The sequence below is a fragment of the Pseudomonas sp. SDT291_1_S447 genome (assembly GCF_054070155.1).
This window is the reverse complement of sequence record NZ_JBSVXS010000010.1, coordinates 59197-85498: the sequence shown is the minus strand read 5'-3', so window position 1 is coordinate 85498 and position 26302 is coordinate 59197. Positions and strand designations below refer to the sequence as shown.

Below are 26302 nucleotides of genomic sequence, written 5' to 3'. Positions count from 1 at the left end.
TATCAGTGAAGCACGCCTTGTTCAGTTCGACGCACGGTACAGACCGTGCGCATCGATGTAGGCCAGGACCGCGTCGGGCACCAGGAAACGTACCGACTTACCGCTGGCCAGCAGTTGACGGATCTGGGTGGCGGAAACCGCGAGCGGTGTCTGCCAGACGAATGCAATCTGTCCGCTCGGCCCTTTCAGGGCCAGCGGGTCGCTCACCGAACGCGCTGCCAGCAGGTTGCGCAAGGCATCCGGCGGTTCGCTGTCGGCGTCCGGGCGCTGTAGCACCAGGATATGGCAATGCTGGAGCAACTCTTCCCAGCGATGCCAAGTGGGCAGGCCGCAAAATGCGTCCCAGCCCAAAAGCAGAAAAACCTGGGTCTCGGCGGGCATTTCGGCACGCATCGACTCCAGGGTATCAATGGTCCAGGACGGCTTGTCCCGCTGCAATTCGCGGGCGTCCACCACCAGCGGCGGCATTCCGGCCACCGCACACTCGACCATCGCCAAGCGATCCTGCGCCGACACCTGCGGCGTACCGCGATGTGGCGGCCGCGCATTCGGCATCAGACGCAACTCGTCGAGCGCCAGCGCTTCGGCGACTTCCAGCCCACCGCGCAAATGGCCGATGTGCACCGGGTCGAACGTACCGCCCAATACGCCGATACGACGGGGGCGAGGCTCGCTGCCGGTTTGCGGCGCTGTCAGGTCGAGGTCGGTCAAGTCAGACCGGCGCCTGGCCGCGCAACTGGCCATCACCGACCACGACATATTTCTCGCAAGTCAGTCCTTCGAGACCCACCGGGCCACGGGCGTGCAGCTTATCAGTAGAAATGCCGATCTCGGCACCCAATCCGTATTCAAATCCATCGGCGAAGCACGTCGGCGTGTTGATCATCACCGACGCCGAGTCGACTTCCGCCACAAACCGGCGGGTGTCGGCAAGGTTTTCGCTGACGATCGAGTCGGTGTGATGGGAGCCGTAATGGTTGATGTGTTCGATGGCCTGATCCAGACCGTCGACCACACGGATCGACAGGATCGGCGCCAGATATTCGGTGTTCCAGTCGTCTTCGCTGGCGGCAACGGCGTCGATGATCGCCCGGGTGCGCTCGCAGCCGCGCAGTTCGACGCCTTTTTCGCGGAACTGCGCCGCCATCGACGGCAGGAAATCCTTCGCAACAGTTTCGTCAACCAGCAAGGTCTCCATCGCACCGCAGATGCCATAACGATAAGTCTTGGCATTGAAGGCGATGCGCTGGGCTTTGAGAAGATCGGCATGGGCGCTGACGTAGACGTGGCAGATACCGTCCAGATGTTTGATCACCGGCACCCGGGCATCGCGGCTGATGCGTTCGATCAGGCCACGGCCACCACGCGGCACGATCACATCGACGTACTCAGGCATGGTGATCATCGCGCCAACAGCGGCACGGTCGGTGGTTTCGACCACTTGCACCACGGCGGCGGGCAACTCGGCCTCGGCCAGACCGCGCTGAATGCACGCGGCAATCGCCCGGTTGGAATGAATCGCTTCAGAGCCACCGCGCAGAATGGTCGCGTTGCCGGACTTCAGGCACAGGCTGGCGGCATCGATGGTCACGTTGGGACGGGATTCGTAGATGATCCCGATCACGCCCAGCGGCACGCGCATCTTGCCGACCTGAATCCCCGACGGACGGAAGCTCATGTCACGGATCGCACCGACCGGGTCCGGCAGTGCAGCGACCTGACGCAAACCGACGATCATGCCGTCGATGCGCGCCGGGGTCAGCTCCAGACGCTCCAGCAGTGCCGGCTCCAGACCATTGGCGCGACCGGCAGCCAGATCCTGTTCATTGGCTGCGGCAAGCTCGGCGCGCGCGGCGTCCAGGGCATTGGCAGCAGCCTGCAAGGCGCGGTTTTTCTGCGCGGTGCTGGCACGGCCGATGACCCGGGAAGCTGCGCGGGCGGCGCGACCCAATCGGGTCATGTAGTCAAGAACGGACTCAGTCATGGTCTGCTGGGGTCTTGGCAAAGAGGAAAGCGGCAGATTATAGCTGTCGCGTCCCGGGACTAACAGCGGTGACGGGCGGATGGTCGAAATGAACGCTGATTCGCCGGTGTTCAGGCTCAATTAAGCCGTGCGTTGTTATCATCTCGACCTCTTCAGCCTGGATAAACATTGCCCGCCATGTCCAACCTGACCGTTCGCAACCGCGCCGAACGCCTGCCGCTGGGGCTCCCGGACACGTTTTTCGACCGTGACGCGCAAGTGCTGGCCCGCGATCTGCTCGGCAAAGTCATCCGCCATCGGATCGGCGACCTGTGGCTCAGTGCGCGAATCATTGAAACCGAAGCGTATTACTGCGCAGAAAAAGGCAGTCACGCCTCCCTCGGCTATACAGAAAAACGTAAGGCTTTGTTTCTGGATGGCGGACACATCTATATGTATTACGCCCGCGGGGGTGACTCCCTGAACTTCAGCGCACAGGGGCCGGGCAATGCCGTACTGATCAAATCCGCCTATCCGTGGGTCGATGAAATCAGCGGCCCGGCGAGCCTGGCGCAGATGCTGCTGAACAATCCGGATGCCCAGGGCCGTCCGCGCCCGTCGCAGAAGCTCTGCGCCGGTCAGACCTTGCTGTGCAAAGCACTGGGTTTGAAAGTACCGATGTGGGACGCCAAACGTTTCGATCACCAATTACTTCTGGTAGAAGACACCGGGCCTGCGCCGTCGCACATCATTCAAACCACACGCCTGGGCATTCCCCATGGCCGTGACGAGCACTTGATGTACCGCTTCGTCGACTCAGCTTATGCGCAATGGTGCACGCGGAACCCGCTTCGACGCGGCCAGGTCGAAGGCCGGGATTATTTCTTGCTGTGACTCCCCAATGCAGGAGTTGCCGAAGGCTGCTCCTGCACAGGGTTAATCAATGATTGGAGTTTTTCTGTATGGGCCCATGGCTCGATAGCGTGACCGGTTGGCTGGCGGCCAATCCACAGTGGCTGGCCGCGGCGGTATTCATTGTTGCCTTTGTCGAATGCCTGGCGATTGCGGGGTTGATCGTGCCTGGCACGGTACTGCTGTTTGCCGTGGCCGCACTGGCTGGCAGCGGCGCGCTGTCGTTGAGTGAAACCCTGTTGCTGGGCTTCCTCGGCGGCATCCTTGGCGATTTGATCTCGTACTTTCTCGGTCGACATTTCCACCAGAACATCCGACGACTGCCGGGACTGCGCCATCACCCGGAATGGATGGCCGGCGCCGAAACCTATTTCCAGCGCTACGGGATCGCCAGCCTGTTGGTAGGACGCTTTATCGGCCCACTGCGCCCGATGCTGCCAATGGTCGCCGGGATGTGCGACATGCCCTTCCCGCGCTTCGCCGCCGTCAGCTTGTTGGCCGCCGCAGGCTGGAGCCTGGCCTATCTGTTGCCCGGTTGGGCCACCGGCGCGGCGTTTCGCTTGCCATTGCCGGAGGGTTTCTGGCTTGAGGCCGGGATCGTCGCTGCCAGCATCGCGGTCATGGTCGGCCTCAGCGCGAACAGCAGCCTGCGCCGTCACCGCCGGGCGACGCTGTGGATCAGCAGCATGAGCCTGTTGATTCTGCTCGGTCTGTTCATCGGCTATCCGTATTTGACAGCCCTCGACCAAGGCGTGATGACGCTGGTGCAGGAACATCGCCAACCGCTGCTGGATGAAATCGCCGTCACCTTTACCCTGATCGGCGAGTTCCGCAACATGCTGATGTTCAGCATTCTGCTGACAGGTCTGCTGTTGCTGTGCCGCCAGTGGCGTCAGGCGATTTTTGCCGCAAGTACCCTGCTGTGCACGGCGCTGGCCAACACGGTGACCAAGCTGTTTTTCGCAAGGGTTCGTCCGGAAATACTAGCCGACCCGATTACCAGCTTCAGCATGCCCAGTGGCCATGCCTCGGGTTCTTTCGCACTATTCCTGACCCTGGGCGTCCTCGCTGGCCGCGGCCAACCACCCCGCATGCGCTTGACCTGGCTGCTGGTTGGCTGCATTCCGGCCCTGGCGATTGCCCTTTCACGGGTTTACCTGGGTGCGCACTGGCCGACCGATGTCCTCGCCGGCGCGATGCTGGCGGCATGTGTCTGTGCTGCAAGCCTGTGGCTGAATCAGCGCCAGGGCCCCCTCAATGCAATGCCTTTCAAAGTCTGGTGGCTGATTCTGCCGGCACTGGTGGCACTGTTCAGTTTCTTCGCGTTTCGCCACCTGCCCCACACACTATTGCGTTACGCGTACTGATTAAACCTGTTTGTCCCTTTCCCCTATCCGCCACTCTTTGAGGATTATTCCGACAAGAGTGGCGCGATCTCCCTACGCCCCCTTAATACCTTCCCGGTAAATATTCCTCGCTTAATAACTCCAACTACCTACATCACCCCGCTCTATAAAACTCAAGTTACATATTTAACCGCAACATCGTAATAGCGCACCAACTGCCCACCAAAAAATCAATTACATTGAAACCGCCAGAACTTCAAAACCAAAACAATCAAATAACCACTGACAAACTTTCATATGCAATACACAAACATCACACGCACTCAATCAGCAACTTAAATACCCATGAACCCAATCAACTCCGAGTAATCCATGAGTCCAAAAACACCGCGCAAACCACCCACCGTATCGTCGCAACCCATCGAATCCATTTCGCCACCCGCGCGCCAGCCGGACCTCGCTTCTACACGTGCACACTGGCCTTTCGATTCCCGTGTTTCAACACACCCCACTCGCCCCCATACGCCTGATCCGGCCATCGATTACCCCCCGCCAGCCACGTTGCACATCAGCGAAATGCCGACACGGAGCATTGACGGCCACGCGAACGAACACCCTGTGGATAAATACTGGCTTCACGCCCCTTTCCTGCGGGGAATGCAATCTGCCAACGATGAGGGCTGGCGTTTCATCGTCGGGCGCCGGTTTGTCGACGTCGAACACGACGGAGGCCTGCGCACCGCGCATGTCGACCTGGACGAAAAACTCAAAGTCTATCGGCTGAAGCTGCTCAAAGACCGTGATGCACTTGGCCCGATCATCTACAAAAATGAAGGGCGGCCAACCTGGCGTCTGACCTCCGACGACATTGCCACCAACCGTGTCCGCCAGACCGCACAAACGGCAGGCGAGCCTGCTCCCAAGCGTCGCTCTGCATTCACGGACGAACAGATCGATCAGCCCTCTGCTGCCAAACAACCGCGCACGATGGAGGCGCCGACATTCATTGACCCGAACCGCTACAGGCCATCGGATCGCTCTCCGGATGCTCAGGGGTATTACGAACTTGAACCGAGACCGGGCTCAACGCGAACCGACACACTGTTTGCGTTCCGCGATCAATACGCCCGATGGATTCAGGTCGCCCCGCCCGTCAACGGATTTGGCGTCCCCGCCACGCATTTGCAGCAATGGACCGATCATCAGATATGGCAGGCGTACGCCGTGGAAGGCCAGGACATCGCGCGATTCCGGATCGAGGCCCAGGCTTCGGGCGGCCCGCCACGCTGGGTCGAGCCGCGAGACCTGCCGAACGCCGTTGAGGCGTTGCTGGGAAGCTCACTGCGCTGGCTGCATCCGTCCATGACCGCGACAGAACGCGAGACATTCCTGCAGTCATACAACTTGCTGCCAGGCCAGTTGACCCGCTTGCAGCAGCACCTCAAGAACGAGCTGACGATGCCGGCGTGGGCAACGGCGCATAAACGTCTGACGCAAGACATCGGCAACCCGCATCGCCTCGACCAACTGAGTCAGGATGCTATCAGCGAACTGCATTTGAAACGCCACCCGCGCCATGACTGGTACGACCCGGAACGCCTTTTGACCGTTGAGCTGCGCGAAGCGCTGTTGGCCAAACTGGGTTACCTGCGCAACCAGCACAACTGCCTTTATCGAACCGACGTGCCGGCGCTGTTTCGCGGGGATGAACGCACACCGTTCGAATTGGCGAATGACGACACTATGCTGCCCCGCTACGCACACAGTCCCGGAGCCTCCACGCATAAACCGATGAGCGCCACGTTCAGCCTCAAGGAAGGACAGATGTATGCCAGCGCACCGGACCCGGAATACCTGCGATTCAACAGCCAGACCAACAAGTATCCCGGCAGAGCCGCAGACGATGTATCCCCTGACAGCGATGCCGGTAACAGCAGCGACAGCAGCGCCTCTTCCGACTGGTCGGATGCCGCAAGCCCGGTCGCGATGGATCGTGAACGCAACTACGAACGGACCCGGGAGCGCCAGACACAAATGTTTATCTATGTGCTGGACACCCGAGGCCTGGAAGTGGTCCCCCATGAAGTGAACTATCTGTTCAACTCGTCTGCCCTCGACGCTCCGACCACCCGGTTTCCCTCGGATGATCACGAAGGCCTGATTTCCGTGACCAAAAAAGGTCTGGACGCCAAGCGCGTCTGGCTGCTGGATTCAACCCTGAGCAAAGCGGCGAACGTTTACGACATCCAGGAACAGGCCGGCGCAAACGCCGAACGCATCGAAGCGGCAACCCACGCAGGGCGTGCCAACCAAGATGAATACGATCGACTGATCGATGCCGCGCAAGCGGCGGGCAAACCGATACTCAAACTTTCCGGCAATAAAGACGAGTTCGGCGATGACATCAACTGGCCTGAATAAATGCGCCTGAATGCCTGTACTCGCAACAACTTCGCCTGATTCAAATCAGTTAAACGCTTTATTCAAACCGGTACGGAAACCGGGGCGGCACAACGCTTATCATTAAAAGGATCAACTCGTGGCAAAACTTATAGAACCGGCAATCGAAATACCTCTTGGCCCCACTCTGCAGGTCACCGCAATCAGTCGTTCGGCCAATACTCATGCGCCTGCAGCCAACAATACTGAAGCCACTTCCACACTTTCAAACATAACAACAGACACACTCATTGAAGGCGAAGGCGTAAAACACACACTCAAATCCCTCGATAAACATTTCGGCCCCCTGCGCATCGGTGAAGTCTGGGTGAGCCGTGTGGAACTCAAGGCCCTGGGCGCCACGGTCAACGGCCAGGTCATCAGTGCGGCGAACGCCAGCATAAAAACACCGGACCAGGCCTTTCTGAATGCACTCAACTTCAACTCGGCAACGGTCGAGACACGCGTCAGACACGCGGACATCGCCGACAGCGGGGTCGTGGCCACCCTCTTCTTTGAAATTGCCTGCAAACGTTCCAGCGACGCCTCGGCGCTGTTCGTCAGCGCCAGACCGCTGCCCGCCGGCAGCGGAATGGAGCGCCTGAACCAACTGAGCCACGCGGCACAAACCCTGGACATTCACCGCGTCGACTCGTTTGAAAACGCACCGGGCTGGGTCAGCAAATCCAAAAGCTACCTGATGAGTGGTGCCGGTGTCGGCTTGCAGGCATTCGGGATTTACAGCGGCTACATGGCGATGATGGATGCCATCAAAAAAGGCGACACCCTGGAAGCCGTCTACCAAGGGAGTTCGATTGCTGCCGAATTCGGTTCTCTGATCATCGAACGCGGCCTGACCAAAACCGGCGAAGCGATGCTCAGAAACGGTTCGAGGGCGTTTGGGCGATTCCCGCTGACGTCGGCCGGCAAATACCTGAGTCGGGGTGCCGGCCTCTTTGCCAGCGCAATCACCCTGCCATTCGACATCAACGATGCCGTGTCCTCGTTCAATGCGGCCGCGGCGACCAGCGGCAAGGAGGCACAGGATCACTACGTCGCCGGCGCTCTGAGTGTCGCCAGTGCGGGCATCAGCCTGGCGCTGGGCGCAGCGGCTCTGGCCGGTTTTGGCAGTGTCGCCGGCCCGTTGGGCCTGGCCGCAGCAGCCATCCTCATTCTCGGGTCGATGATTTACCAGGCCGCGCGAGTGGTCGACGATATTGATGATTACATCGAACTGAGCGCCCATGAACGATTGCGCTCCGGCTGGTTCGCCTTCACCGGGCAGGAGCTGGATCAAGAAGTGCTGGACCGCTTCAAAATCTCCAAGGCATTCAGTGATTACACCCGGCAACGGGAGGTCTCGACCAAAGCCTTGCTGGAAGGTGCCTACAAGAACTTTGCGGAATATGTGGTCAACGGCAGCTTCAGTGTCGAACTGCAACCCTTGAAAATCTGGCGTCACCAATGGAATGAGCGCGCCGGAGAACAAGCGTTCAAGCTCGACAGCGAAACAGTCATCATCGGCGGCGACGACATCATCGATGCCCGCGACGGCATACCGCCAAACCTCGCGGGTAGCGTCAAAGGTACGCCCGGCGATGACAAAGGCGTGTTCTGGCGCCTCGATGACGGCAACGACCAGGTCGTCGGGGTCAAGGACAAACCTAACTTCTTCAGCTATCGGGAGGGCACAAAGACCCTGACCGGGGGCAGCAAGGCCGATGAGTTTTACTTCGAAACCACCGACAAGTTGCTCAATCAGCAAGCAGCGCCATCCGGTATCAGCACGCTCGATGGCGGCGAAGGTTCCGACACCCTGGCCTTTGAAGGCCGCCGCCCCGTCACTGATACTCGCCACCTCGGTTACAACATCAATCTGCAGACCGGCAAGGTCGCCCTGCGCAGCCATGACCAGACCACGACTGCGATCGAGATCGCACACGTGCGCGCGATCGAAAACATCTCGACATTGCGCAATGGTGTCAGTCTGGTCACCGGGAGCAGCGAGGCCAATCGCATTTCGGCCAATGGCAATGATCACATCGCGGCCGGTGACGGTGACGACACCATTGCCATCCGCGGTGCCGATTGCCGTGTTGACGGAGGTCTCGGCCTGGATCGCTACTACATCGCGAACACCTCAGCCAGAACCACGATCATTGAAGACGGTGAGCAGTCGAGTGTCATCGAACTGGGCTGGCCCATCGAATGGATCCAGCGATGGCAGATCGTCGGCACCTCACTGCTCGTCAGTTCATTGCATGGCCGGGATGGTGAGGACCCCGAGCATGTCCTGACTATCGAAAACATCTACCAATGGGTCGACGGTCAACGTCACCTGAAAAATGGCCAATTGCTGTTCAAGACCCAGGACGGCTATGAACTGCTGCCTGCCCTGCCATCGCTGATGCAGGGCGCGCCGGCGCAGGATGTTGAAGTGGTCGTCAGTGTCATCGGCAAATCCGCTGCCACCGAGATCATCAATGGCGGCACGGTCACGCTCACGGAGCAGGGATCGAAGCGGCATTTTGTGGCACGCACCGAGCGCAGGGTCGAATTCGTTGCCGGGCCCGGCCTGCGCAAAACCTCCAGAGTCATCTATCTGGATTACAAGGATGCCGAAATGGTCGATGTGGTCGTCAATTACCATGTCGAGAAGCGCGCGGGCGTATCGCTCAACTCCCACCTGTACTACAGCGACATCAATATCTCGCTGTTGCTTCCAGAGAAAATAGTGACGCTCAAGGGCGTCGTCCAGACATCGACGTACGCCAATGGCTACAGCGGCCAAAACAGCCTGAAGGTCACGACTGCTCATCTGGCACAGGACATTGCCGTGGTAATGCAGGACGGCGTTTCTTACCGGCTGCAACTGCCCGATCTGCCCTATCTGTCGGACGCCATGGAACCGGGCAGCAAGATTCGCAAGGCCGCTGGCTGCCTGCAGCCAAGACATGGTGAATATCTGTTTTCGCGGCCAACGATTGCTCGCACCATCGCGCTGCCGGCCACACCCAACCGGGTCGATATAGAGGCCGCATCCCACAACGGCATCTATGTTCTCCAAGGCGCAAGTTCGTCCTACGACATCTACCTGACCAGCAACATGATCATTCGCCTGATGACTCCGGGAGCCCAGGCAAGAACGAGCAATGCCTCGACCTGGAATCTGTTCACCGCCCGGATGACCGAGGCGATCAGCCGCGATGACATCAAACTGGACGCCGAGCGCCTGTGGGTGGGGAGCGCCCTGATCGAGTTGCCGACCATAGAAGATGACATGCCGGTCGAGTCGGTGAGCGTAGTAACCCGCTCCGGCAACATCTATGAGGTCGCCTTGCTGTTTGAAGTGCTGCAACTTTACCTGATCAACGCACAGAGCTATTCGAGCGTCGATAGCCTGCTGGCCGACATTCGCCTGCACCGGCAACGCAATGAGCTGGCCGCCAGAATCATTGTCCAGAACCTTGGCGTGACGACGAAACTGGACGGCACGCTGTATTACAACTCGACAAAAGACTACTGGGGAATCGACAGCAACCCGGCCTTGCGGATCAAACCCGAAGACCTGGTCATAGCGCCGGCCAGCGCCTCTTGACCCTGACCGAAGCTGATTGATGCCAAGCGCCCGATGTGATGTTCCTCGTCACATCGGAGCCTGACCATTATTGGGCCCGACAGCGAGTTCCTGTGAGTCTTGCCGAAGCAAAGCCCAAACACTGCGGGCAGATGGCAGGGGCCCATCGAAGTGTAACTATGCGAACAATTCGCCCTGCAACTCATCGAGCAACGCCTGGATTGCATCGAGTCGCTGTTGCGGATCATCGAGTTGTAGCAGGTCGATTTTGTCTTCTTCAGCGAAAGGCAACAGATAGGCCAATTGATTGGCCAATGACTGCTGCCCCAGCGCTTCGATGCCCATGTTCAGCGCCTCGACCATCGGATGCTCCGCCAATGCCTTGAGCAGCGCCATCAGGTCGGCGTCTTCGTCCTGCAACGGTTGCTCGGGCTCCTCGTCCAGCCACTCGACATCGGCGATGATCAATTGATCGCGCTGCACCTCGGTGCGTAACACGTTGAAACGTCGAGCGCCCTGCACCCGAATCCCCAGCAGACCATTGTCCTGCTGCTGGAAATCGGTGATGCGCGCCTCACATCCGACCAAGGCAAAACCTTCAGGGGCAGCGCCGACTTCATGGCCCTCAAGGATGCACACGACGCCGAAGCCTGCGCCCTGTTTCATGCAGCGGCCGATCATGTCCAGATAGCGCGCCTCGAATATCTGCAAATCGAGATTGCAACCGGGAAACAGCACCGTGTTCAGCGGGAAAAGCGGCAGACTCATAGACATTTCCTTACACCACCATCGACACCGCCAACGGCAGGAACACCGCCGTGGCCACGCCCATCAGACTCATCGCCAGCGCCGCAAAGGCACCGCACTCATCACTTTCCTGCATGGCCACTGCCGTGCCGACCGCGTGGGCGGTCATGCCCAGTGCCATGCCGCGCGCTTCCGGGCTGTGCACACCGAGGCGGTTCAACAGCGTCGGACCAAAAATCGCGCCAATCACCCCGGTGATCAATACGAACACAGCGGCCAGTGCCGCAACACCACCGATCTGCTCGGCGACCAACATGGCAATCGGCGAGGTCACCGACTTCGGCGCCATGGTCATCAGGATCATGTGCTCGGCACCGAACCACCAGCCCAGCGCCACGCCCATGCCCGTGGCCACTACACCGCCTATCACCAGCGTAGTAAAAATCGGCCAGAACAATTGCCGAATACGCCGCAGGTTGAGATACAGCGGCACGGCCAGCGCCACCGTCGCCGGGCCCAGCAGAATGCTGAGAATCTCGGTGCTCTTGCGGTACTCGGCATAGGTCAGGCCGCAGCCGACCAGCACGCCGATCACCAACAGCATGGAGACCAGCACCGGTTGCAGAAAGATCCAGCGGGTCTTCTCGAACGCCGCCAGCACCAGTTGATAGGCACCGAGGGTGATGCCGATGCCGAACAGCGGGTGATGAATCACCGAAGCCCAGGCGCCCTGCCAGTCGAAAAGCATCAGGACTCCTCCGACGCAGGTGCGTGGCGCTTGACCAGACGCTGCATCAGCACCCCGGCAAAAGCCATCGACAGGATCAACGACAGCACCAGCGCGCCGACAATCGCCCAGAAATCCGCGGCAATGTCGCTCGCATAAACCATCACGCCCACCGCCGGCGGCACCAACAACAAAGGCAGATAACGCAGCAGGCTGCCGGCCGCGAGATTCAGCGGCTCGCCGACTTCACCGCGAATGATCAGAAAGACCAGCAACAGCAGCAGACCGATGATCGGCCCCGGCAGTACCGGCAACAGCAAATGATTGAGCGCCGTACCGAGCAATTGGAACAGCACCAGCATGGTCAGGCCACGTAGCAACATCCGACATCTCCGTCTTACTTTCCACTGTGCAAGTCGCCCGCATTATAAGCACGCCTGCGCTATGGACCGGCATTCGCCAAAAGCATGGTCGGTTGACCGGAGCAAATCGCCATGATGATCTACAGTGGTTCGCAGGGAGGTCAAATCCCCCCACCTGAAAAACTATAAAACCGATGAACCCAAGGAGAGTCTCAATGCCCTATGTTCCCGTTGCAGAGCTCAAAGATTATGTCGGCAAGGAACTCGGACGTTCCGAATGGCTCACCATCGATCAGGAACGCATCAACCTGTTCGCCGAAGCCACCGGGGATTATCAGTTCATTCACGTCGACCCGGTCAAAGCCGCGCAAACACCTTTTGGCAGCACCATTGCCCACGGTTTCCTGTCGTTGTCGCTGATCCCCAAACTGATGGAAGACATCCTGATCCTGCCGCAAGGCGTGAAGATGGTGGTCAATTATGGTCTGGACAGCGTGCGTTTCATTCAGCCAGTGAAGGTCAATTCCAAGGTTCGGCTGAAGGTCGATCTGGGTGAAGTCACCGAGAAAAAACCCGGGCAGTGGCTGCTCAAAGCCACCGCGACACTGGAGATAGAGGGCTCGGACAAACCGGCCTATATCGCCGAGCCACTGTCGCTCTGCTTCGTCTGATCGTTCCGGATGCGAAGCAGCGCACGCTGTTTCGCGTCAACACTGGTTTTACCGGCTGCATTAGTTCACATAGCTGCGGCATACTCGGTCGCCTAATTGCCCGGATCCCGCTATGCGCTCACTTGCACGTCTTGCACCCCTTGCCTTGACCCTGATGCTCACCGCTTGCGGCGACGGCGAATCGCTGTTGCCGCCGGATGCGCGCCTACCCGATGGCGGACGCTATCGCGGTGAACTGGTCGATGGCTTGCTGCAAGGTCAGGGCCGCGTCGACTACCCCAACGGCAGTTGGTATGCCGGGCAGTTCGACAAGGGCCAGTGGCATGGGCAGGGCGAATGGCATGGCAGCAACGGCGAGGTCTATCGCGGACAGTTTCAGCAAGGCCTGTTCGACGGTCAGGGCAGCCTGACCACCAACGCCAGCAGCTACACCGGCGGCTTCAAACAGGGACGCCGCGAAGGCGAAGGCACCCTGAAAGAAAACGCCATGACCTACCGTGGCGAATTCAAGGCCGACCAATATTCCGGGCTCGGTCGTCTGGAGATGGACGACGGCAGCTCCTATCAAGGCCAGTTCGCCCACGGCAAACCCAACGGTGAGGGCCAGCGTGGCGACGCCAGCGGCAACTCGTTCACCGGGCATTTCGTCAACGGGCAGCTGGAAGGCAACGGCACCTTCAACAGCGCTGACGGCGATATCTACGTCGGCGGTTTCAAGAACAATCAATTGCACGGCAAGGGCCGCTACGAAAACGCTGACGGCGATGTCTGGCTCGGTCAGTTCAAGGAAGGCGCGCTGACCGGCAAAGGCGAGTTGATCGGTGCCGACGGCAGCCATTACGTCGGCGCGTTCAGCGACTGGCGCTTCAGCGGTCAGGGTCGTTTGAACCTGCCTGATGGCAGCTTCTACATCGGCGGCTTTGACAACGACAGTTACGCCGGACGCGGCACCCTGGTGCTGACCGATGGCAGCGTGATGAGCGGCACCTGGATCAACGGCCAGCGTGTGCGCGACGCCGACGGCAAGTTGCTGCCCGATATCCTCGAACTCGGTTTGCTCGCTCAGGGCCGTCTGCTTGATGACGCCTTGGCCGCCATTCCCGCTTCAACTCCAGCGGTCGAGCTGTACACCCTGACCCTCGGTGGCGACGGCAAGCAAAGCGTGTTCCTGCGCGAATCCGACTATGTCGCCAACATGCTCAACACGCGCTTCGGCGCCTATGGCCAGATTCGTCTGGTCAATCACCGCGATCACCTCGGCGACCGGCCGATGGCCACCCGCGAGAACCTGCGCCGCGCTGCGCAAACGCTGGCCGAACGCAGCGGCCCGGAAGACTTGCTGTTCATCTACCTGACCAGTCACGGCACCGCCGAGCATGAACTGGTGCTCGACCAACCGCGCATGGAGCTGGCCGACCTGCCTGCCGACGAACTCGCTGCCGTGCTGGCACCGCTGAAAAACCGCGACAAAATCATCGTGATTTCGTCGTGCTACTCCGGCGGCTTTATCCCGGCGCTGAAAGACGAACGCACGCTGATCATGACCGCCTCGCGCGCGGACCGGGTGTCCTTCGGCTGCTCGGAAGAAGCCAACTTCACCTATTTCGGCGATGCCCTCTTCGCCCAGGCGCTGAACCAGACCGATGACCTGGAGCAAGCCTTCAAACTGGCCAAGGCCACCGTCGCCGAGCGTGAACTGGCGGACAATTTCGAAGCCTCGGAGCCGCAGATCTGGGCGCCGAAAACCGTGTTGTCGCACTGGCAACTGCTGCGCAAACAGCAGGCAAGAAAAGCTTTGCAAAGTGCTGCATTGAACGACGGAGCGATAAAGAGCAACTAAGCTGAACAGTATCAAGGGAGAGACACTATGTACTTGACGCCTCAGCACGTATTGCTTGCCGGAGCCACCGGTTTGACCGGTGAACATCTACTCGACCGTTTGCTCAACGAGCCAACGATTTCTCGCGTGCTCGCCCCTTCCCGTCGCCCCTTGGCCGAACATCCGCACCTGGAAAACCCGGTGGGTGATCCGCAGGCGTTTCTGCCGCAGCTCAGTGGTCGCGTCGATATCGCCTATTGCTGCCTCGGTACCACGATCAAGCAGGCCGGCTCGGAAGCGGCGTTTCGCGCGGTGGATCTGGACATGGTCGTGGCGTTCGCCAAACGTGCGCGGGAGATGGGCGCGCGACATCTGATAGTCATCAGCGCGATTGGCGCCGATCCGAAATCGTCGGTTTTTTACAATCGGGTCAAAGGCGAAATGGAGCAGGCACTGCGTGCGCAGGACTGGCCGCAACTGACCATTTGCCGGCCATCACTGTTATTGGGTGAACGGACTGAACCGCGACTGGCCGAGCAATTGGCCGGGCCGTTGTCGAAGCTGATTCCAGGTAAATACCGTGGCATCGAAGCTTGCCACTTGGCGCGGGCGATGTGGCGATTGGCCCTGGAAGAGCAGGATGGGGTGCGGGTGATCGAGTCGGATGATTTGCGCAAGCTCGGCAAATGAAAAAGATCGCAGCCTTCGGCAGCTCCTACAGGATCAAGTCGAACCCCATGTAGGAGCTGCCGAAGGCTGCGATCTTTTGCTTTTCACAATCCACCAGTCGCCTGAAAACCCACGCCAATCACCGTCAGCAATGACAACGGCAGCAACAGCGTATCGAGCAACGCACTCGCCGGCAGATCCACCCCCGGATAACTCGGCGCCTCAGCCCCGAACCGATCCATCGCGCAGCACCCGCCATTCAGCGCATAAAGATCCAGACGCGTCCCGGAGTACACCACCGGTGCCCCCGGTTTGGCCGCATCCAGCGTGCGCGCTGTCGCACACCCGGTCAGCAACAACACCAGCCCAATCACCAGCAGCTTATTCATCGCTGCTCAGATGGTGCTCACCCCAACGCGGCAACATGTCCTGGGGAATACCCAGCAGATTGAGAATCCGCGCCACGACGAAATCGATCAGGTCATCGATGGTCTGCGGCTGATGATAGAAACCCGGCGAGGCCGGCAGAATCGTCACGCCCATGTTCGACAGTTTGAGCATGTGCTCTAGATGAATGCTCGAATACGGCGCTTCACGCGGCACCAGAATCAACTGACGCCGCTCTTTCAATGTCACATCGGCGGCGCGTTCGATCAGGTTGTTGCAGGCGCCCGTGGCAATTGCCGATAGCGTGCCGGTGGAGCACGGCACCACGACCATCGCCGCCGGAGCGCCAGACCCCGAGGCCACCGGCGACATCCAGTCTTCCTTGCCGTACACGCGGATCTGCCCAGCGGCAGCCCCGGTGTATTCGGTCAGGAAGGCCTGCATCATTTGCGGCTTGGGCGGCAGCGTGACATCGGTCTCGGTCGCCATGACCAGTTGCGCAGCCTTAGAGATCAGGAAGTGCACCTCGCGATCTTCCCGCACCAGACAATCGAGCAGACGTAGACCGTATTGCGCGCCGGACGCGCCGGTCATCGCCAGCGTGATGCGTTCGGGGCCATTGTTCATACCAGCGCCTCGGCGAGTTTGCCGTGTAGGCCGCCGAAGCCGCCGTTGCTCATGATCACCACGTGCGTGCCGGGCTGCGCCTGGCTCTTCACGCGTTCAATGATGCCCTCCAGCGAATCGCTGACAATCGACGGCACCGTGCACAACGCGGCGGTGCCGGCGAGGTCCCAGCCGAGGTTGGCCGGGGCATACCAGATCACCTGATCGGCATCGACCACACTGTCCGGCAAACCGTCACGGTGGGCGCCGAGCTTCATCGAGTTGGAGCGCGGTTCGATGATCGCGATCAGCGGTGCGTCGCCGATGCGTTTGCGCAAACCGTCGAGGGTGGTAGCAATCGCAGTCGGGTGGTGGGCAAAGTCGTCGTAGATGGTGATGCCGCGGACTTCGGCGACTTTCTCCATGCGGCGTTTGACGTTCTTGAACGCGCTCAACCCGGCGATGCCCATCGACGGCACCACGCCAACATGGCGCGCAGCCGCCAAGGCAGCCAAGGCGTTGGCGACGTTGTGCTGACCGGTCAGCTCCCACTCGACTGTGCCTTGCGACACGCCTTCGAACATCACTTCGAACGCGGAACCGTCTTCGCTGAGCAGTTTGACTTGCCACTGACCGCCGGCACCGGTGGTTTGCACCGGGGTCCAGCAGCCCATTTCGATCACACGCTGCAAGGCTGGCTCGGTGGTCGGGTGGATGACCAGACCTTCGCTTGGGATGGTGCGCACCAAGTGATGGAATTGCCGCTCGATCGCCGGCAGATCCGGGAAGATGTCGGCATGATCGAACTCAAGGTTATTGAGGATCGCAGTGCGCGGACGGTAGTGAACGAACTTCGAACGCTTGTCGAAGAAAGCGCTGTCGTATTCGTCAGCCTCGATCACGAAGAACGGCGTACCGCCCAAGCGGGCCGACACCGAGAAATTCTGCGGCACACCACCGATCAGGAAGCCCGGGCTCATGCCGGCGTGTTCCAGGACCCAGGCGAGCATGCTGCTGGTGGTGGTTTTACCGTGCGTGCCAGCCACCGCCAAGACCCAGCGACCTTGCAGCACGTGGTCAGCCAGCCATTGCGGGCCGGAGACATACGGCAGGCCTTTGTTCAGCACATATTCCACCGCCGGGTTGCCGCGGGACATGGCGTTGCCGATCACCACCAGATCCGGTGCCGGATCGAGCTGCGCCGGGTCATAGCCCTGCGTCAGTTGAATGCCTTGGGCTTCCAGCTGTGTGCTCATCGGTGGATAGACATTGGCGTCGGAGCCGGTCACGTGATGGCCCAGCTCTTTGGCCAACACCGCCATCGAGCCCATGAAAGTCCCGCAGATACCCAGAATATGAATGTGCATAGTCGACCTCGTAAACATGGCCGCAGGTTAGCGTAGGGAGGGGGAAATCGCACTCTTTAGGTGAGGGGCGGGGTGGGTGGGCCGTAACATCTCGACTCGACTGCAGACTGCCGCCCTCACCCCAACCCTCTCCCAGAGGGAGAGGGAGCCGATCTGCGTTGCTTTCTAATCCTGGGTTCGACTCGATAACTCAGGTCGGCGTAAGTCGCCAAAACACTTCGATCAGAAGCTGATCTCGGTTGCTTTCAAGTCCTGAGTTCGGCTGTATAACTCAGGTCGGCGTAGATCAGTAGAGCGACTCGGTCAGTCCCCTCTCCCTCTGGGAGAGGGCTAGGGTGAGGGCCTTCTAACTGACACGACGCTCAATGCCATGCTTACGCAGTTTTCTATAGAGCGTATTACGGCTGACCCCAAGCTGTTCCGCCGTATGCGTCATGTGCCACCGCGTCTGCTCCAGCGTTTTAAGCAGCGCAATCCGCTCGGCGTCTTCCAGTGGATGTTCAGATGAATCAGGCTGAAAAATCGGCACCCGCCCCTGCCGAATCATCACCGGCAAATCCTCAATCCCGACCCGCCCGTCATCACACAACGCCGCCAGCGTGCGCAGCACATTGCGCAACTGCCGCACATTGCCCGGCCAATTGAACGCCAGCAAAGCCTGACGCGCCGCCTCGTCGATCAGGATTGCTTCACCGCCCGCCTCTTCGGCCAGCAGAAAATCCAGCAATTGCGATTTATCACTGCGTGCGCGCAACGCTGGCAACGCCACTTCCAGACCGTTGAGCCGGTAATACAAATCCTCGCGGAAGCTGCCATCGGCGACCCGCTCCAGCAGATTGCGGTGGGTAGCACTGATGATTCGCACGTTGACCGATTCCGGCTCGCCGCCAATCGGCACCACCTGCCGATCTTCCAGCACCCGCAACAGACGAGTCTGCAAGGCCAGCGGCATATCGCCGATTTCATCGAGGAACAACGTGCCGCCATCGGCCTGCTGCAACTTGCCGCGCATGCCGTCCTTGCGTGCGCCGGTGAAACTGCCGCCGCGATAGCCGAACAGTTCGCTCTCGATCAGGCTTTCCGGAATCGCCGCGCAGTTGAGTGCAACGAAGGCTTTGGCGGAGCGTTGACTGGCCTGATGCACAGCCTTGGCGAAGGCTTCCTTGCCGGAGCCGGTTTCGCCGTTGATCAGCAGCGGCACATCACGTTCGAAGACGCGCAGGGCTTTGCGGAAATCGGCCTGCAATGCCTCGTCACCGAGGCAAATGCCCGACAGGCGCGGCGCCTCAGCGACCACCGGCGTCAATACCATCGGTACAGTTTTGCGCGATTCCCCGCGCAACACGGCAAAAAGATACCGCCCGTCACGGGTGCGCAACGGCCAACTGGCACTGGCATTCGCACTGGCGCGGCCAAGCAATTCATCCAGAGAACAATCGAAAAACGCTTCGACTGGTTTACCCAGCAAGCCGCCGCGAATATGCCCGAGCAAATTCAGCGCACTCTGGTTGACCGCACTGATCCGCCCTTCGCCGTCAAACGCCAGCAAGCCTTCGCTGAACAGCCCGACCGATTCGGCCTGCAGGTGAAAGCGCAGCAACCATTGGTTATCGAAACAGCGCAGGAAGTAGCAACTCTCGATCATCTTCGCCGAGAGGTTGACCAGCGCCATGGTGTGGAACTGGCTTTGCCGCGAGACATCGTGGCGCGCCGAAGACACGTCGAGCACCGCGAGCAGTTCGCCGTGCGGGTCGAACACCGGGCTAGCCGAGCAGGTCAGCCCTGTGTGGCGACCGCGAAAGTGTTCGTCCTGATGAATGGTCAGCGCCTGGCGCTCGACCAGACAGGTGCCGATGCCGTTGGTGCCTTCGCAAGCCTCGCTCCAGTCCGCACCGAGCCACAGGCCGGCGCGTTCGAAGATCTTGCGTTCGGCCGGCGCGGTGACGCAGTTGAGGATCACCCCGCGCGCGTCGGTCAGCAATACCGCGTGGCCGGCGCCGGAGAGTTGTTGATGCAGGCTGCTCATTTCATTGCCAGCGATCTGCAGGACTTGCTGCAGTCGTTCGCGGCTTTCGAGAACGCGCCCATGTTCGAGCACGGTCGGCGCCATGCTCAGCGCCGGGTCGAGGTGATAGTCCTCAAGACAGCGCAGCCACGAACGGGCAATCGACGGATCGGCACCGGGCCCGTGCAGGTGCGGTTTGCCCTGAGTAGCGGTGAGAACCTGCTGCGCATGGCGGCTCAAATGGTTGTCGTGCATTTCTTATTGTTCTCCCCGAGGCTCGATGGCCCAATGCTGAGGTGACGCCCAGCATCCCCCAGCCACCGACGCATTGCAATGCTGGCAAGACTGTCCGGTCACGGGCTGTACCGAAAGCGGTACAAACTGTCACCCGAGCTGTACCGAAACCGTCACAGACGCCATCCGCTCGTCCGAGACAAACCACCCAAGCCCTTGATTTACCTGCCCTGTACGGCAGTGGCCCGACCTTTGCTCTACGCTTATAGCAAGCGCACTTGCGCGTTTCTCTAATAAGTACAAAGCCAAGGAGAACATCATCATGCGTTACGCTCACCCCGGTACTGAAGGCGCCAAAGTCTCGTTCAAAGCCAAGTACGGTAACTACATCGGCGGCGAGTTCGTCGCGCCTGTCAAAGGTCAGTACTTCACCAATACCTCGCCAGTGAATGGCCAGCCAATTGCCGAATTCCCCCGCTCCACTGCCGAAGACATCGACAAGGCACTGGACGCCGCCCACGCTGCTGCCGACGCGTGGGGCGCGACCTCCGTGCAGGCGCGATCGCTGATCCTGCTGAAAATCGCCGACCGCATCGAACAGAACCTGGAACTGCTGGCGATCACCGAAACCTGGGACAACGGCAAAGCCATCCGCGAAACCCTCAACGCCGACATCCCGCTGGCCGCCGACCATTTCCGCTATTACGCCGGTTGCATCCGTGCCCAGGAAGGCAGCGCTGCCGAAATCGACGGCAACACCGTGGCTTATCACATTCACGAACCACTGGGCGTGGTCGGTCAGATCATCCCGTGGAACTTCCCGATCCTGATGGCCGCATGGAAACTGGCGCCAGCCCTGGCCGCGGGTAACTGCGTGGTGCTCAAGCCTGCCGAGCAGACTCCGCTGGGTATTTCCGTGCTGGTCGAGCTGATTGGCGACCTGCTGCCGCCGGGCGTGCTGAACGTTGTTCAGGGCTTCGGCAAAGAGGCCGGCGAAGCGCTGGCCACCAGCAAACGCATCGCCAAAATCGCTTTCACCGGCTCGACCCCGGTTGGCTCGCACATCATGAAATGCGCCGCCGAAAACATCATTCCGTCCACTGTGGAACTGGGCGGCAAATCGCCGAATATCTTCTTCGAAGACATCATGCAGGCCGAGCCGACCTTCATTGAGAAGGCCGCTGAAGGTCTGGTGCTGGCGTTCTTCAACCAGGGCGAAGTCTGCACCTGCCCATCCCGCGCGCTGGTGCAGGAATCGATTTACGACGAGTTCATGGCCGTCGTGATGAAGAAAGTCCTGCAAATCAAACGTGGAGATCCACTGGACACCGACACCATGGTCGGCGCGCAGGCGTCCGAGCAGCAATTCGACAAAATCCTTTCGTACCTGGAAATTGCCAAGGGCGAAGGCGCCGAGCTACTGACCGGTGGCAAGGTAGAAAAACTCGAGGGCAACCTGTCGACCGGCTATTACATCCAGCCAACCCTGCTCAAGGGCACCAACAAGATGCGCGTGTTCCAGGAAGAAATCTTCGGCCCGGTGGTGAGCATCACCACGTTCAAGGACGAAGCCGAAGCCCTGGCCATCGCCAACGACACCGAGTTCGGCCTCGGCGCCGGCCTGTGGACCCGCGACATCAACCGCGCCTACCGCATGGGCCGGGCGATCAAGGCCGGTCGTGTGTGGACCAACTGCTACCACCTGTATCCGGCGCATGCCGCGTTTGGTGGCTACAAGAAGTCCGGCGTTGGCCGTGAGACGCACAAGATGATGCTCGATCACTATCAGCAGACGAAAAACCTGCTGGTGAGCTACGACATCAATCCGTTGGGCTTCTTCTAAACCTGCAGCACTGATCGTTCCCACGCTCTGCGTGGGAATGCCGCCCGGGACGCTCCGCGTCCCACCAAAAGCCGAACGCAGAGCGTCCGTTGAGGCATCCCCACGCAGAGCGTGGGGACGATCATGCTACCCACCGGCAAAAAAGCCGGGCCAATACAACAATAAGAAAGGTAAACCCTATGCCTAGCGAATCCCCGGCTGGCGCTCCGGCGACCGGCGCCTCCGTCGACTTTGAAAAAGTCGGATCGGATTACTTTCAACAACGCGAACTGAAAAAAGGTGCCGCCGGCTGGGTACTGCTGGTGGGTCTGGGCGTTGCCTACGTGATTTCCGGTGACTATGCCGGCTGGAACTTCGGCCTCGCTCAGGGTGGCTGGGGCGGCATGTTCCTGGCAACGTTGCTGATGGCCACCATGTACCTGTGCATGTGCTTTTCTCTGGCCGAGTTGTCTTCGATGATCCCCACCGCCGGCGGTGGCTACGGTTTTGCCCGCAGTGCATTTGGGCCGTGGGGCGGGTTTCTCACCGGCACCGCGATTCTCATCGAATACGCCATTGCCCCTGCGGCTATCGCGGTGTTCATCGGAGCCTATTGCGAATCGCTGTTCGGCATCGGTGGCTGGATGATCTACCTGGCCTTCTACATCATTTTCATTGCCATCCACATTTTCGGGGTCGGCGAAGCACTCAAGCTGATGTTTGTCATCACCGCCGTCGCCGCGCTGGCGCTGGGGGTGTTTCTGGTGGCGATGGTGCCGCACTTCGACGTCGCCAACCTGCTCGACATTCCGGTGACTGCCGCGGCGGGTGCCAGTCCGTTTCTGCCATTCGGCTATGTCGGCGTCTGGGCAGCGATTCCCTATGCGATCTGGTTCTTCCTTGCCGTCGAAGGCGTGCCGCTGGCCGCCGAGGAAACCAAGAACCCCAAACGTGATCTGCCGCGCGGCTTGATCGGCGCCATGTTGGTGCTGCTCATGTTTGCCCTGCTGATTCTGATCGTCGGTCCCGGCGGTGCGGGTGCCAACTCGCTGCTGACCTCCGGTAACCCGTTGGTCGAAGCGTTGAGCAAAGCCTATGGCGGCTCGACCTGGATGGGCAGTTTCGTCAACCTCGTAGGGCTGGCCGGACTGATCGCGAGTTTCTTCTCGATCATCTACGCGTACTCGCGGCAGATTTTCGCGCTATCCCGGGCCGGCTACCTGCCACGCAAACTGTCCGAAACCAATAAAAGCAAGGCACCGGTCCTGGCGCTGGTGATTCCCGGCATCATCGGTTTCGGCCTGTCGCTGACCGGCCAGGGCGACCTGCTGATTCTGGTGGCCGTGTTCGGCGCAACCATTTCCTACGTGCTGATGATGGCCGCGCACATCACCTTGCGGATTCGTCGCCCCAAAATGGACCGGCCGTACCGCACACCGGGCGGCATCTTCACCTCCGGCGCGGCCTTGGTGCTGGCGTGTATCGCCGTGGTCGCAGGCTTCCTGGTCGATCCACGGGTGGTAATCGGTGCCGCCGTCATCTATGGAGTGTTAATTGCTTACTTTGCGTTCTACAGTCGACATCACTTGGTAGCAGGCACGCCGGAAGAAGAATTCGCGGCGATCCAGAAGGCTGAGCAAGCCTTGCACTGAGTGCCGACAATCCCGGCGCAGGCTCGGTCTGCGCCGTCACGGAGAATTGTGTATGGCCAGTTTCGCTCACACGGTCGGCGCCCAGACCTATCGCTTCGACAGCCTCAAGGACGTCATGGCCAAGGCCAGCCCGGCACGCTCCGGGGACTTCCTCGCTGGCGTCGCCGCGCTCAACGACGGCGAGCGCGTGGCTGCGCAAATGGCGCTGGCCGACATCCCGCTCACGCATTTCCTGCAAGAGGCGCTGATTCCTTACGAGTCCGATGAAGTCACCCGGCTGATCATCGACACCCACGACAAGCAAGCTTTCACCGTGGTCAGCCACCTCACCGTCGGCGGCTTTCGCGACTGGCTGCTCAGCGACGCCGCCGATGAAACCAGCCTGCGTAACCTCGTCCCCGGCCTGACCCCGGAAATGGTCGCGGCGGTATCAAAGATCATGCGCGTGCAGGATCTGGTGCTGGTGGCGCAAAAGATCCGTGTCGTAACGAAGTTTCGCGGCACCCTTGGCCTGCGCGGACGTTTGTCGACGCGCCTGCAACCCAATCACCCCACCGACGAACCTTCCGGCATCGCCGCGAGCATTCTCGACGGTCTGCTCTACGGCAATGGCGACGCGATGATCGGCATCAACCCGGCCACCGACAGCATCGCCTCGATCTGCGCGATGCTGGAGATGCTCGACGCGATCATCCAGCGCTACGACATCCCGACCCAGGCCTGCGTGCTGACCCACGTCACCACCTCCATCGAGGCGATCAACCGTGGCGTGCCGCTGGATCTGGTGTTCCAGTCGATCGCCGGCACCGAAGCGGCCAACGCCAGTTTCGGCATCAACCTGAATGTTTTGCAGGAAGGCTACGATGCCGGCCTGAGCCTGAATCGCGGCACCCTCGGGCAGAATCTGATGTATTTCGAAACCGGTCAGGGCAGCGCGCTGTCGGCCAATGCCCATCACGGTGTAGACCAACAGACGTGCGAGACGCGGGCCTACGCCGTGGCGCGACATTTCAAGCCGTTTCTGGTGAACACGGTCGTAGGATTTATCGGCCCGGAATACCTCTACAACGGCAAACAGATCATCCGCGCCGGCCTCGAAGACCATTTCTGCGGCAAGCTGCTCGGTGTGCCGATGGGTTGCGACATTTGCTACACCAACCACGCCGAGGCCGATCAGGACGACATGGACACCCTGCTGACCCTCTTGGGTGTGGCCGGGATCAACTTCATCATGGGCATCCCCGGCTCCGACGACATCATGCTCAACTACCAGACCACCTCGTTCCATGACGCGCTCTACGCCCGTCAGACCCTGGGCCTGAAACCGGCGCCGGAGTTCGAGCAATGGCTGGCGAACATGGGCATCTTCACGCAAGCGGACGGCAAGGTTCGCTTTGGCAATAACTTGCCGCCGGCCTTCCGCCAGGCATTGGCGCAACTGGGATGAGTCACGTGGAAAAACCGCCTGTGGACCCGCAGAACCCGTGGCTGGAACTGCGCCGCCTGACCCCGGCGCGCATCGCTCTCGGCCGCACCGGCACCAGCCTGCCGACCAGCGCGCAACTGGATTTCCAGTTTGCCCACGCGCAGGCACGCGATGCCGTGCACTTGCCGTTCGATCACGCCGGGCTCAGCGCGCAACTGAGCGAGCGCGGGCGCGAAAGCCTGCTGCTGCACAGCGCTGCTACGGATCGAAACAGTTATCTGCAGCGCCCGGATCTGGGCCGCAAACTCAGCGATGAATCGGCGCAGGCCTTGCGTGATTACGCGGCGGCGCATCCCGGCGGTGTCGATCTGGCGATTGTCGTGGCGGATGGCCTTTCGGCGTTGGCGGTGCATCGGCATACGTTGCCGTTTCTCAATCGGCTGGAAGAGCAAATGAGCGCTGACGGCTGGTCGATGGCGCCCGTGGTTCTGGTGGAACAGGGACGCGTTGCCGTCGGTGATGAAATCGGCCAGTTGCTCGGCGCAAAAATGCTGGTAATGCTGATCGGCGAGCGCCCGGGCCTCAGTTCGCCGGACAGCCTCGGTTTATATTTCACCTACAATCCAAAGATCGGCCTGACCGATGCCTACCGCAACTGCATTTCCAACGTGCGGCTCGAAGGCTTGAGCTACGGCATGGCGGCGCACCGCTTGCTTTACCTGATGCGCGAAGCCTGTCGGCGGCAGTTGTCGGGGGTCAACCTGAAGGACGAAGCACAGGTTCAGACGCTGGAATCGGACGCCGGTGTAGATATGAAAGGCAATTTCCTACTCGATCCGCCCACAACCTGAACCGTTTCCGCATTGCGTTTCTGCGCCGGTTTCAGGCAGGATCGATGCACGGCCGCCAGGGTTTCCCATCGCCGTCAGAGCAGTTGAAGACAGCCACTTGAAGACGAGACCTATCATGCGGATTATTCAAGCGACCCTCGAACATCTGGACTTACTGACTCCGTTGTTCGTCAAATATCGCGAGTTCTACGGTTCCCTGCCTTACCCGGATTCATCACGCGCCTTCCTTGAAAAGCGCCTGCGCCGCAAGGAATCGGTGATCTACCTGGCCCTGGCCGATGATGACGACAAGAAACTGATGGGCTTCTGTCAGCTCTATCCAAGCTTCTCTTCGCTGTCGCTCAAACGCGTGTGGATCCTCAACGACATTTATGTCGCCGAAGACGCCCGCCGCCAACTGGTCGCCGACAACCTGATCCGTACCGCGAAGAAAATGGCCAAGGAAACCCAGGCCGTGCGCATGCGCGTCTCTACCAGCAGCAACAACGAAGTGGCGCAGAAAACCTACGAATCCATCGGGTTCAAGGAAGACACCGAGTTCAAGAACTACGTGTTGCCGATCAGCGAAGAGCTTTGATTACAAACGCAACGTGTGATGGGGGAGCCTGCTCCCTCAGACATGCTGGCTGCTTCCTGACAATTGTTCACACCTCGACATCCCTCGCTACAAAACCAACACGCTTTTCATCCCTCAGACCGTATAATCCCGAGCTTTCCGGC

General features: G+C 60.1%; 21 protein-coding genes. 12 read left to right on the top strand and 9 right to left on the bottom strand.

Annotated features, from left to right (window positions below):
- Positions 1-21: 21 nt before the first annotated feature.
- Positions 22-744 (bottom strand): nicotinate-nucleotide adenylyltransferase, encoded by a 723-nt coding sequence (nadD, locus tag ACW9IR_RS06050; protein WP_110720319.1) that lies wholly within the window; start codon positions 742-744, stop codon positions 22-24.
- Complete coding sequence (locus tag ACW9IR_RS06045; RefSeq protein WP_457462176.1) at positions 713-1984, bottom strand: glutamate-5-semialdehyde dehydrogenase; 1272 nt, start codon at positions 1982-1984, stop codon at positions 713-715. The genes nadD and ACW9IR_RS06045 overlap by 32 nt, the downstream gene beginning before the upstream one ends.
- A 177-nt stretch (positions 1985-2161) precedes the next feature.
- Here ACW9IR_RS06045 and ACW9IR_RS06040 point away from each other — a divergent pair, with 177 nt between their 5' ends.
- From ACW9IR_RS06040 to ACW9IR_RS06025, 4 genes are all read left to right on the top strand, one after another.
- Positions 2162-2857, top strand: a complete 696-nt coding sequence (locus tag ACW9IR_RS06040; protein ID WP_095122085.1) for a DNA-3-methyladenine glycosylase — start codon at positions 2162-2164, stop codon at positions 2855-2857.
- Positions 2858-2925: 68 nt separating this feature from the next.
- Positions 2926-4242, top strand: coding sequence for a bifunctional DedA family/phosphatase PAP2 family protein (locus ACW9IR_RS06035; protein WP_102899889.1), 1317 nt, complete (start codon positions 2926-2928; stop codon positions 4240-4242).
- 636 nt (positions 4243-4878) lie between these two features.
- A complete protein-coding gene (locus ACW9IR_RS06030; protein WP_102899888.1) occupies positions 4879-6642 on the top strand; it encodes a hypothetical protein in 1764 nt (587 codons plus the stop codon).
- Between the two features lie 118 nt (positions 6643-6760).
- Complete coding sequence (locus ACW9IR_RS06025; protein ID WP_457462173.1) at positions 6761-10258, top strand: calcium-binding protein; 3498 nt, start codon at positions 6761-6763, stop codon at positions 10256-10258.
- A 156-nt stretch (positions 10259-10414) separates the two neighbouring features.
- On the opposite strand, the gene ACW9IR_RS06020 is transcribed toward ACW9IR_RS06025, so the two are convergent.
- Genes ACW9IR_RS06020 through ACW9IR_RS06010 form a run of 3 tightly spaced genes read right to left on the bottom strand, consistent with a single transcriptional unit; the run spans position 10415 to position 12094 of the window.
- Positions 10415-11005: an LON peptidase substrate-binding domain-containing protein gene (locus ACW9IR_RS06020; RefSeq protein ID WP_095122093.1), complete on the bottom strand. Its 591-nt coding sequence runs from the start codon at positions 11003-11005 to the stop codon at positions 10415-10417.
- 10 nt (positions 11006-11015) lie between these two features.
- Entirely contained in the window at positions 11016-11732 is a 717-nt protein-coding gene (locus tag ACW9IR_RS06015) for an LrgB family protein (protein ID WP_034153757.1), read from the bottom strand.
- On the bottom strand, positions 11732-12094 hold the full coding sequence (locus ACW9IR_RS06010; protein WP_102899886.1) for a CidA/LrgA family protein: 363 nt from the start codon (positions 12092-12094) through the stop codon (positions 11732-11734). The genes ACW9IR_RS06015 and ACW9IR_RS06010 overlap by 1 nt, the downstream gene beginning before the upstream one ends.
- A gap of 194 nt (positions 12095-12288) precedes the next feature.
- Between ACW9IR_RS06010 and ACW9IR_RS06005 the strand changes: the two genes are divergently transcribed.
- The 3 genes from ACW9IR_RS06005 to ACW9IR_RS05995 all read left to right on the top strand — a co-directional run bounded on the left by ACW9IR_RS06005 (position 12289) and on the right by ACW9IR_RS05995 (position 15253).
- Positions 12289-12744: a MaoC family dehydratase gene (locus ACW9IR_RS06005; protein WP_007909575.1), complete on the top strand. Its 456-nt coding sequence runs from the start codon at positions 12289-12291 to the stop codon at positions 12742-12744.
- Between the two features lie 112 nt (positions 12745-12856).
- The gene (locus ACW9IR_RS06000; RefSeq protein ID WP_457462170.1) at positions 12857-14584 is read left to right on the top strand and encodes a C13 family peptidase; all 1728 of its coding nucleotides are present in this window, start codon (positions 12857-12859) and stop codon (positions 14582-14584) included.
- A 27-nt stretch (positions 14585-14611) separates the two neighbouring features.
- Positions 14612-15253, top strand: coding sequence for an oxidoreductase (locus ACW9IR_RS05995; protein WP_194934913.1), 642 nt, complete (start codon positions 14612-14614; stop codon positions 15251-15253).
- Between the two features lie 83 nt (positions 15254-15336).
- Here the strand turns inward: ACW9IR_RS05995 and ACW9IR_RS05990 are convergent, their stop codons facing one another.
- From ACW9IR_RS05990 to ACW9IR_RS05975, 4 genes are all read right to left on the bottom strand, one after another.
- Positions 15337-15621, bottom strand: coding sequence for a YceK/YidQ family lipoprotein (locus ACW9IR_RS05990; RefSeq protein ID WP_095122102.1), 285 nt, complete (start codon positions 15619-15621; stop codon positions 15337-15339).
- Entirely contained in the window at positions 15614-16246 is a 633-nt protein-coding gene (gene ubiX / locus ACW9IR_RS05985; protein WP_095122104.1) for a flavin prenyltransferase UbiX, read from the bottom strand. Before ubiX ends, ACW9IR_RS05990 begins: the two co-directional genes overlap by 8 nt.
- The gene (gene mpl / locus ACW9IR_RS05980; protein WP_095122106.1) at positions 16243-17592 is read right to left on the bottom strand and encodes a UDP-N-acetylmuramate:L-alanyl-gamma-D-glutamyl-meso-diaminopimelate ligase; all 1350 of its coding nucleotides are present in this window, start codon (positions 17590-17592) and stop codon (positions 16243-16245) included. Before mpl ends, ubiX begins: the two co-directional genes overlap by 4 nt.
- Before the next feature lie 346 nt (positions 17593-17938).
- Positions 17939-19852 (bottom strand): sigma-54-dependent Fis family transcriptional regulator, encoded by a 1914-nt coding sequence (locus ACW9IR_RS05975; RefSeq protein WP_102899882.1) that lies wholly within the window; start codon positions 19850-19852, stop codon positions 17939-17941.
- Positions 19853-20153: 301 nt separating this feature from the next.
- Here ACW9IR_RS05975 and exaC point away from each other — a divergent pair, with 301 nt between their 5' ends.
- The 5 genes from exaC to ACW9IR_RS05950 all read left to right on the top strand — a co-directional run bounded on the left by exaC (position 20154) and on the right by ACW9IR_RS05950 (position 26159).
- On the top strand, positions 20154-21674 hold the full coding sequence (gene exaC, locus ACW9IR_RS05970; protein WP_102899881.1) for an acetaldehyde dehydrogenase ExaC: 1521 nt from the start codon (positions 20154-20156) through the stop codon (positions 21672-21674).
- Positions 21675-21853: 179 nt separating this feature from the next.
- Complete coding sequence (gene eat / locus ACW9IR_RS05965) at positions 21854-23305, top strand: ethanolamine permease (protein ID WP_457462166.1); 1452 nt, start codon at positions 21854-21856, stop codon at positions 23303-23305.
- A 52-nt stretch (positions 23306-23357) separates the two neighbouring features.
- Positions 23358-24752, top strand: a complete 1395-nt coding sequence (locus ACW9IR_RS05960) for an ethanolamine ammonia-lyase subunit EutB (RefSeq protein WP_102899880.1) — start codon at positions 23358-23360, stop codon at positions 24750-24752.
- On the top strand, positions 24749-25582 hold the full coding sequence (gene eutC, locus ACW9IR_RS05955; protein ID WP_457462164.1) for an ethanolamine ammonia-lyase subunit EutC: 834 nt from the start codon (positions 24749-24751) through the stop codon (positions 25580-25582). Before ACW9IR_RS05960 ends, eutC begins: the two co-directional genes overlap by 4 nt.
- A gap of 115 nt (positions 25583-25697) precedes the next feature.
- The gene (locus tag ACW9IR_RS05950; RefSeq protein WP_007910890.1) at positions 25698-26159 is read left to right on the top strand and encodes a GNAT family N-acetyltransferase; all 462 of its coding nucleotides are present in this window, start codon (positions 25698-25700) and stop codon (positions 26157-26159) included.
- Positions 26160-26302: the final 143 nt, after the last annotated feature.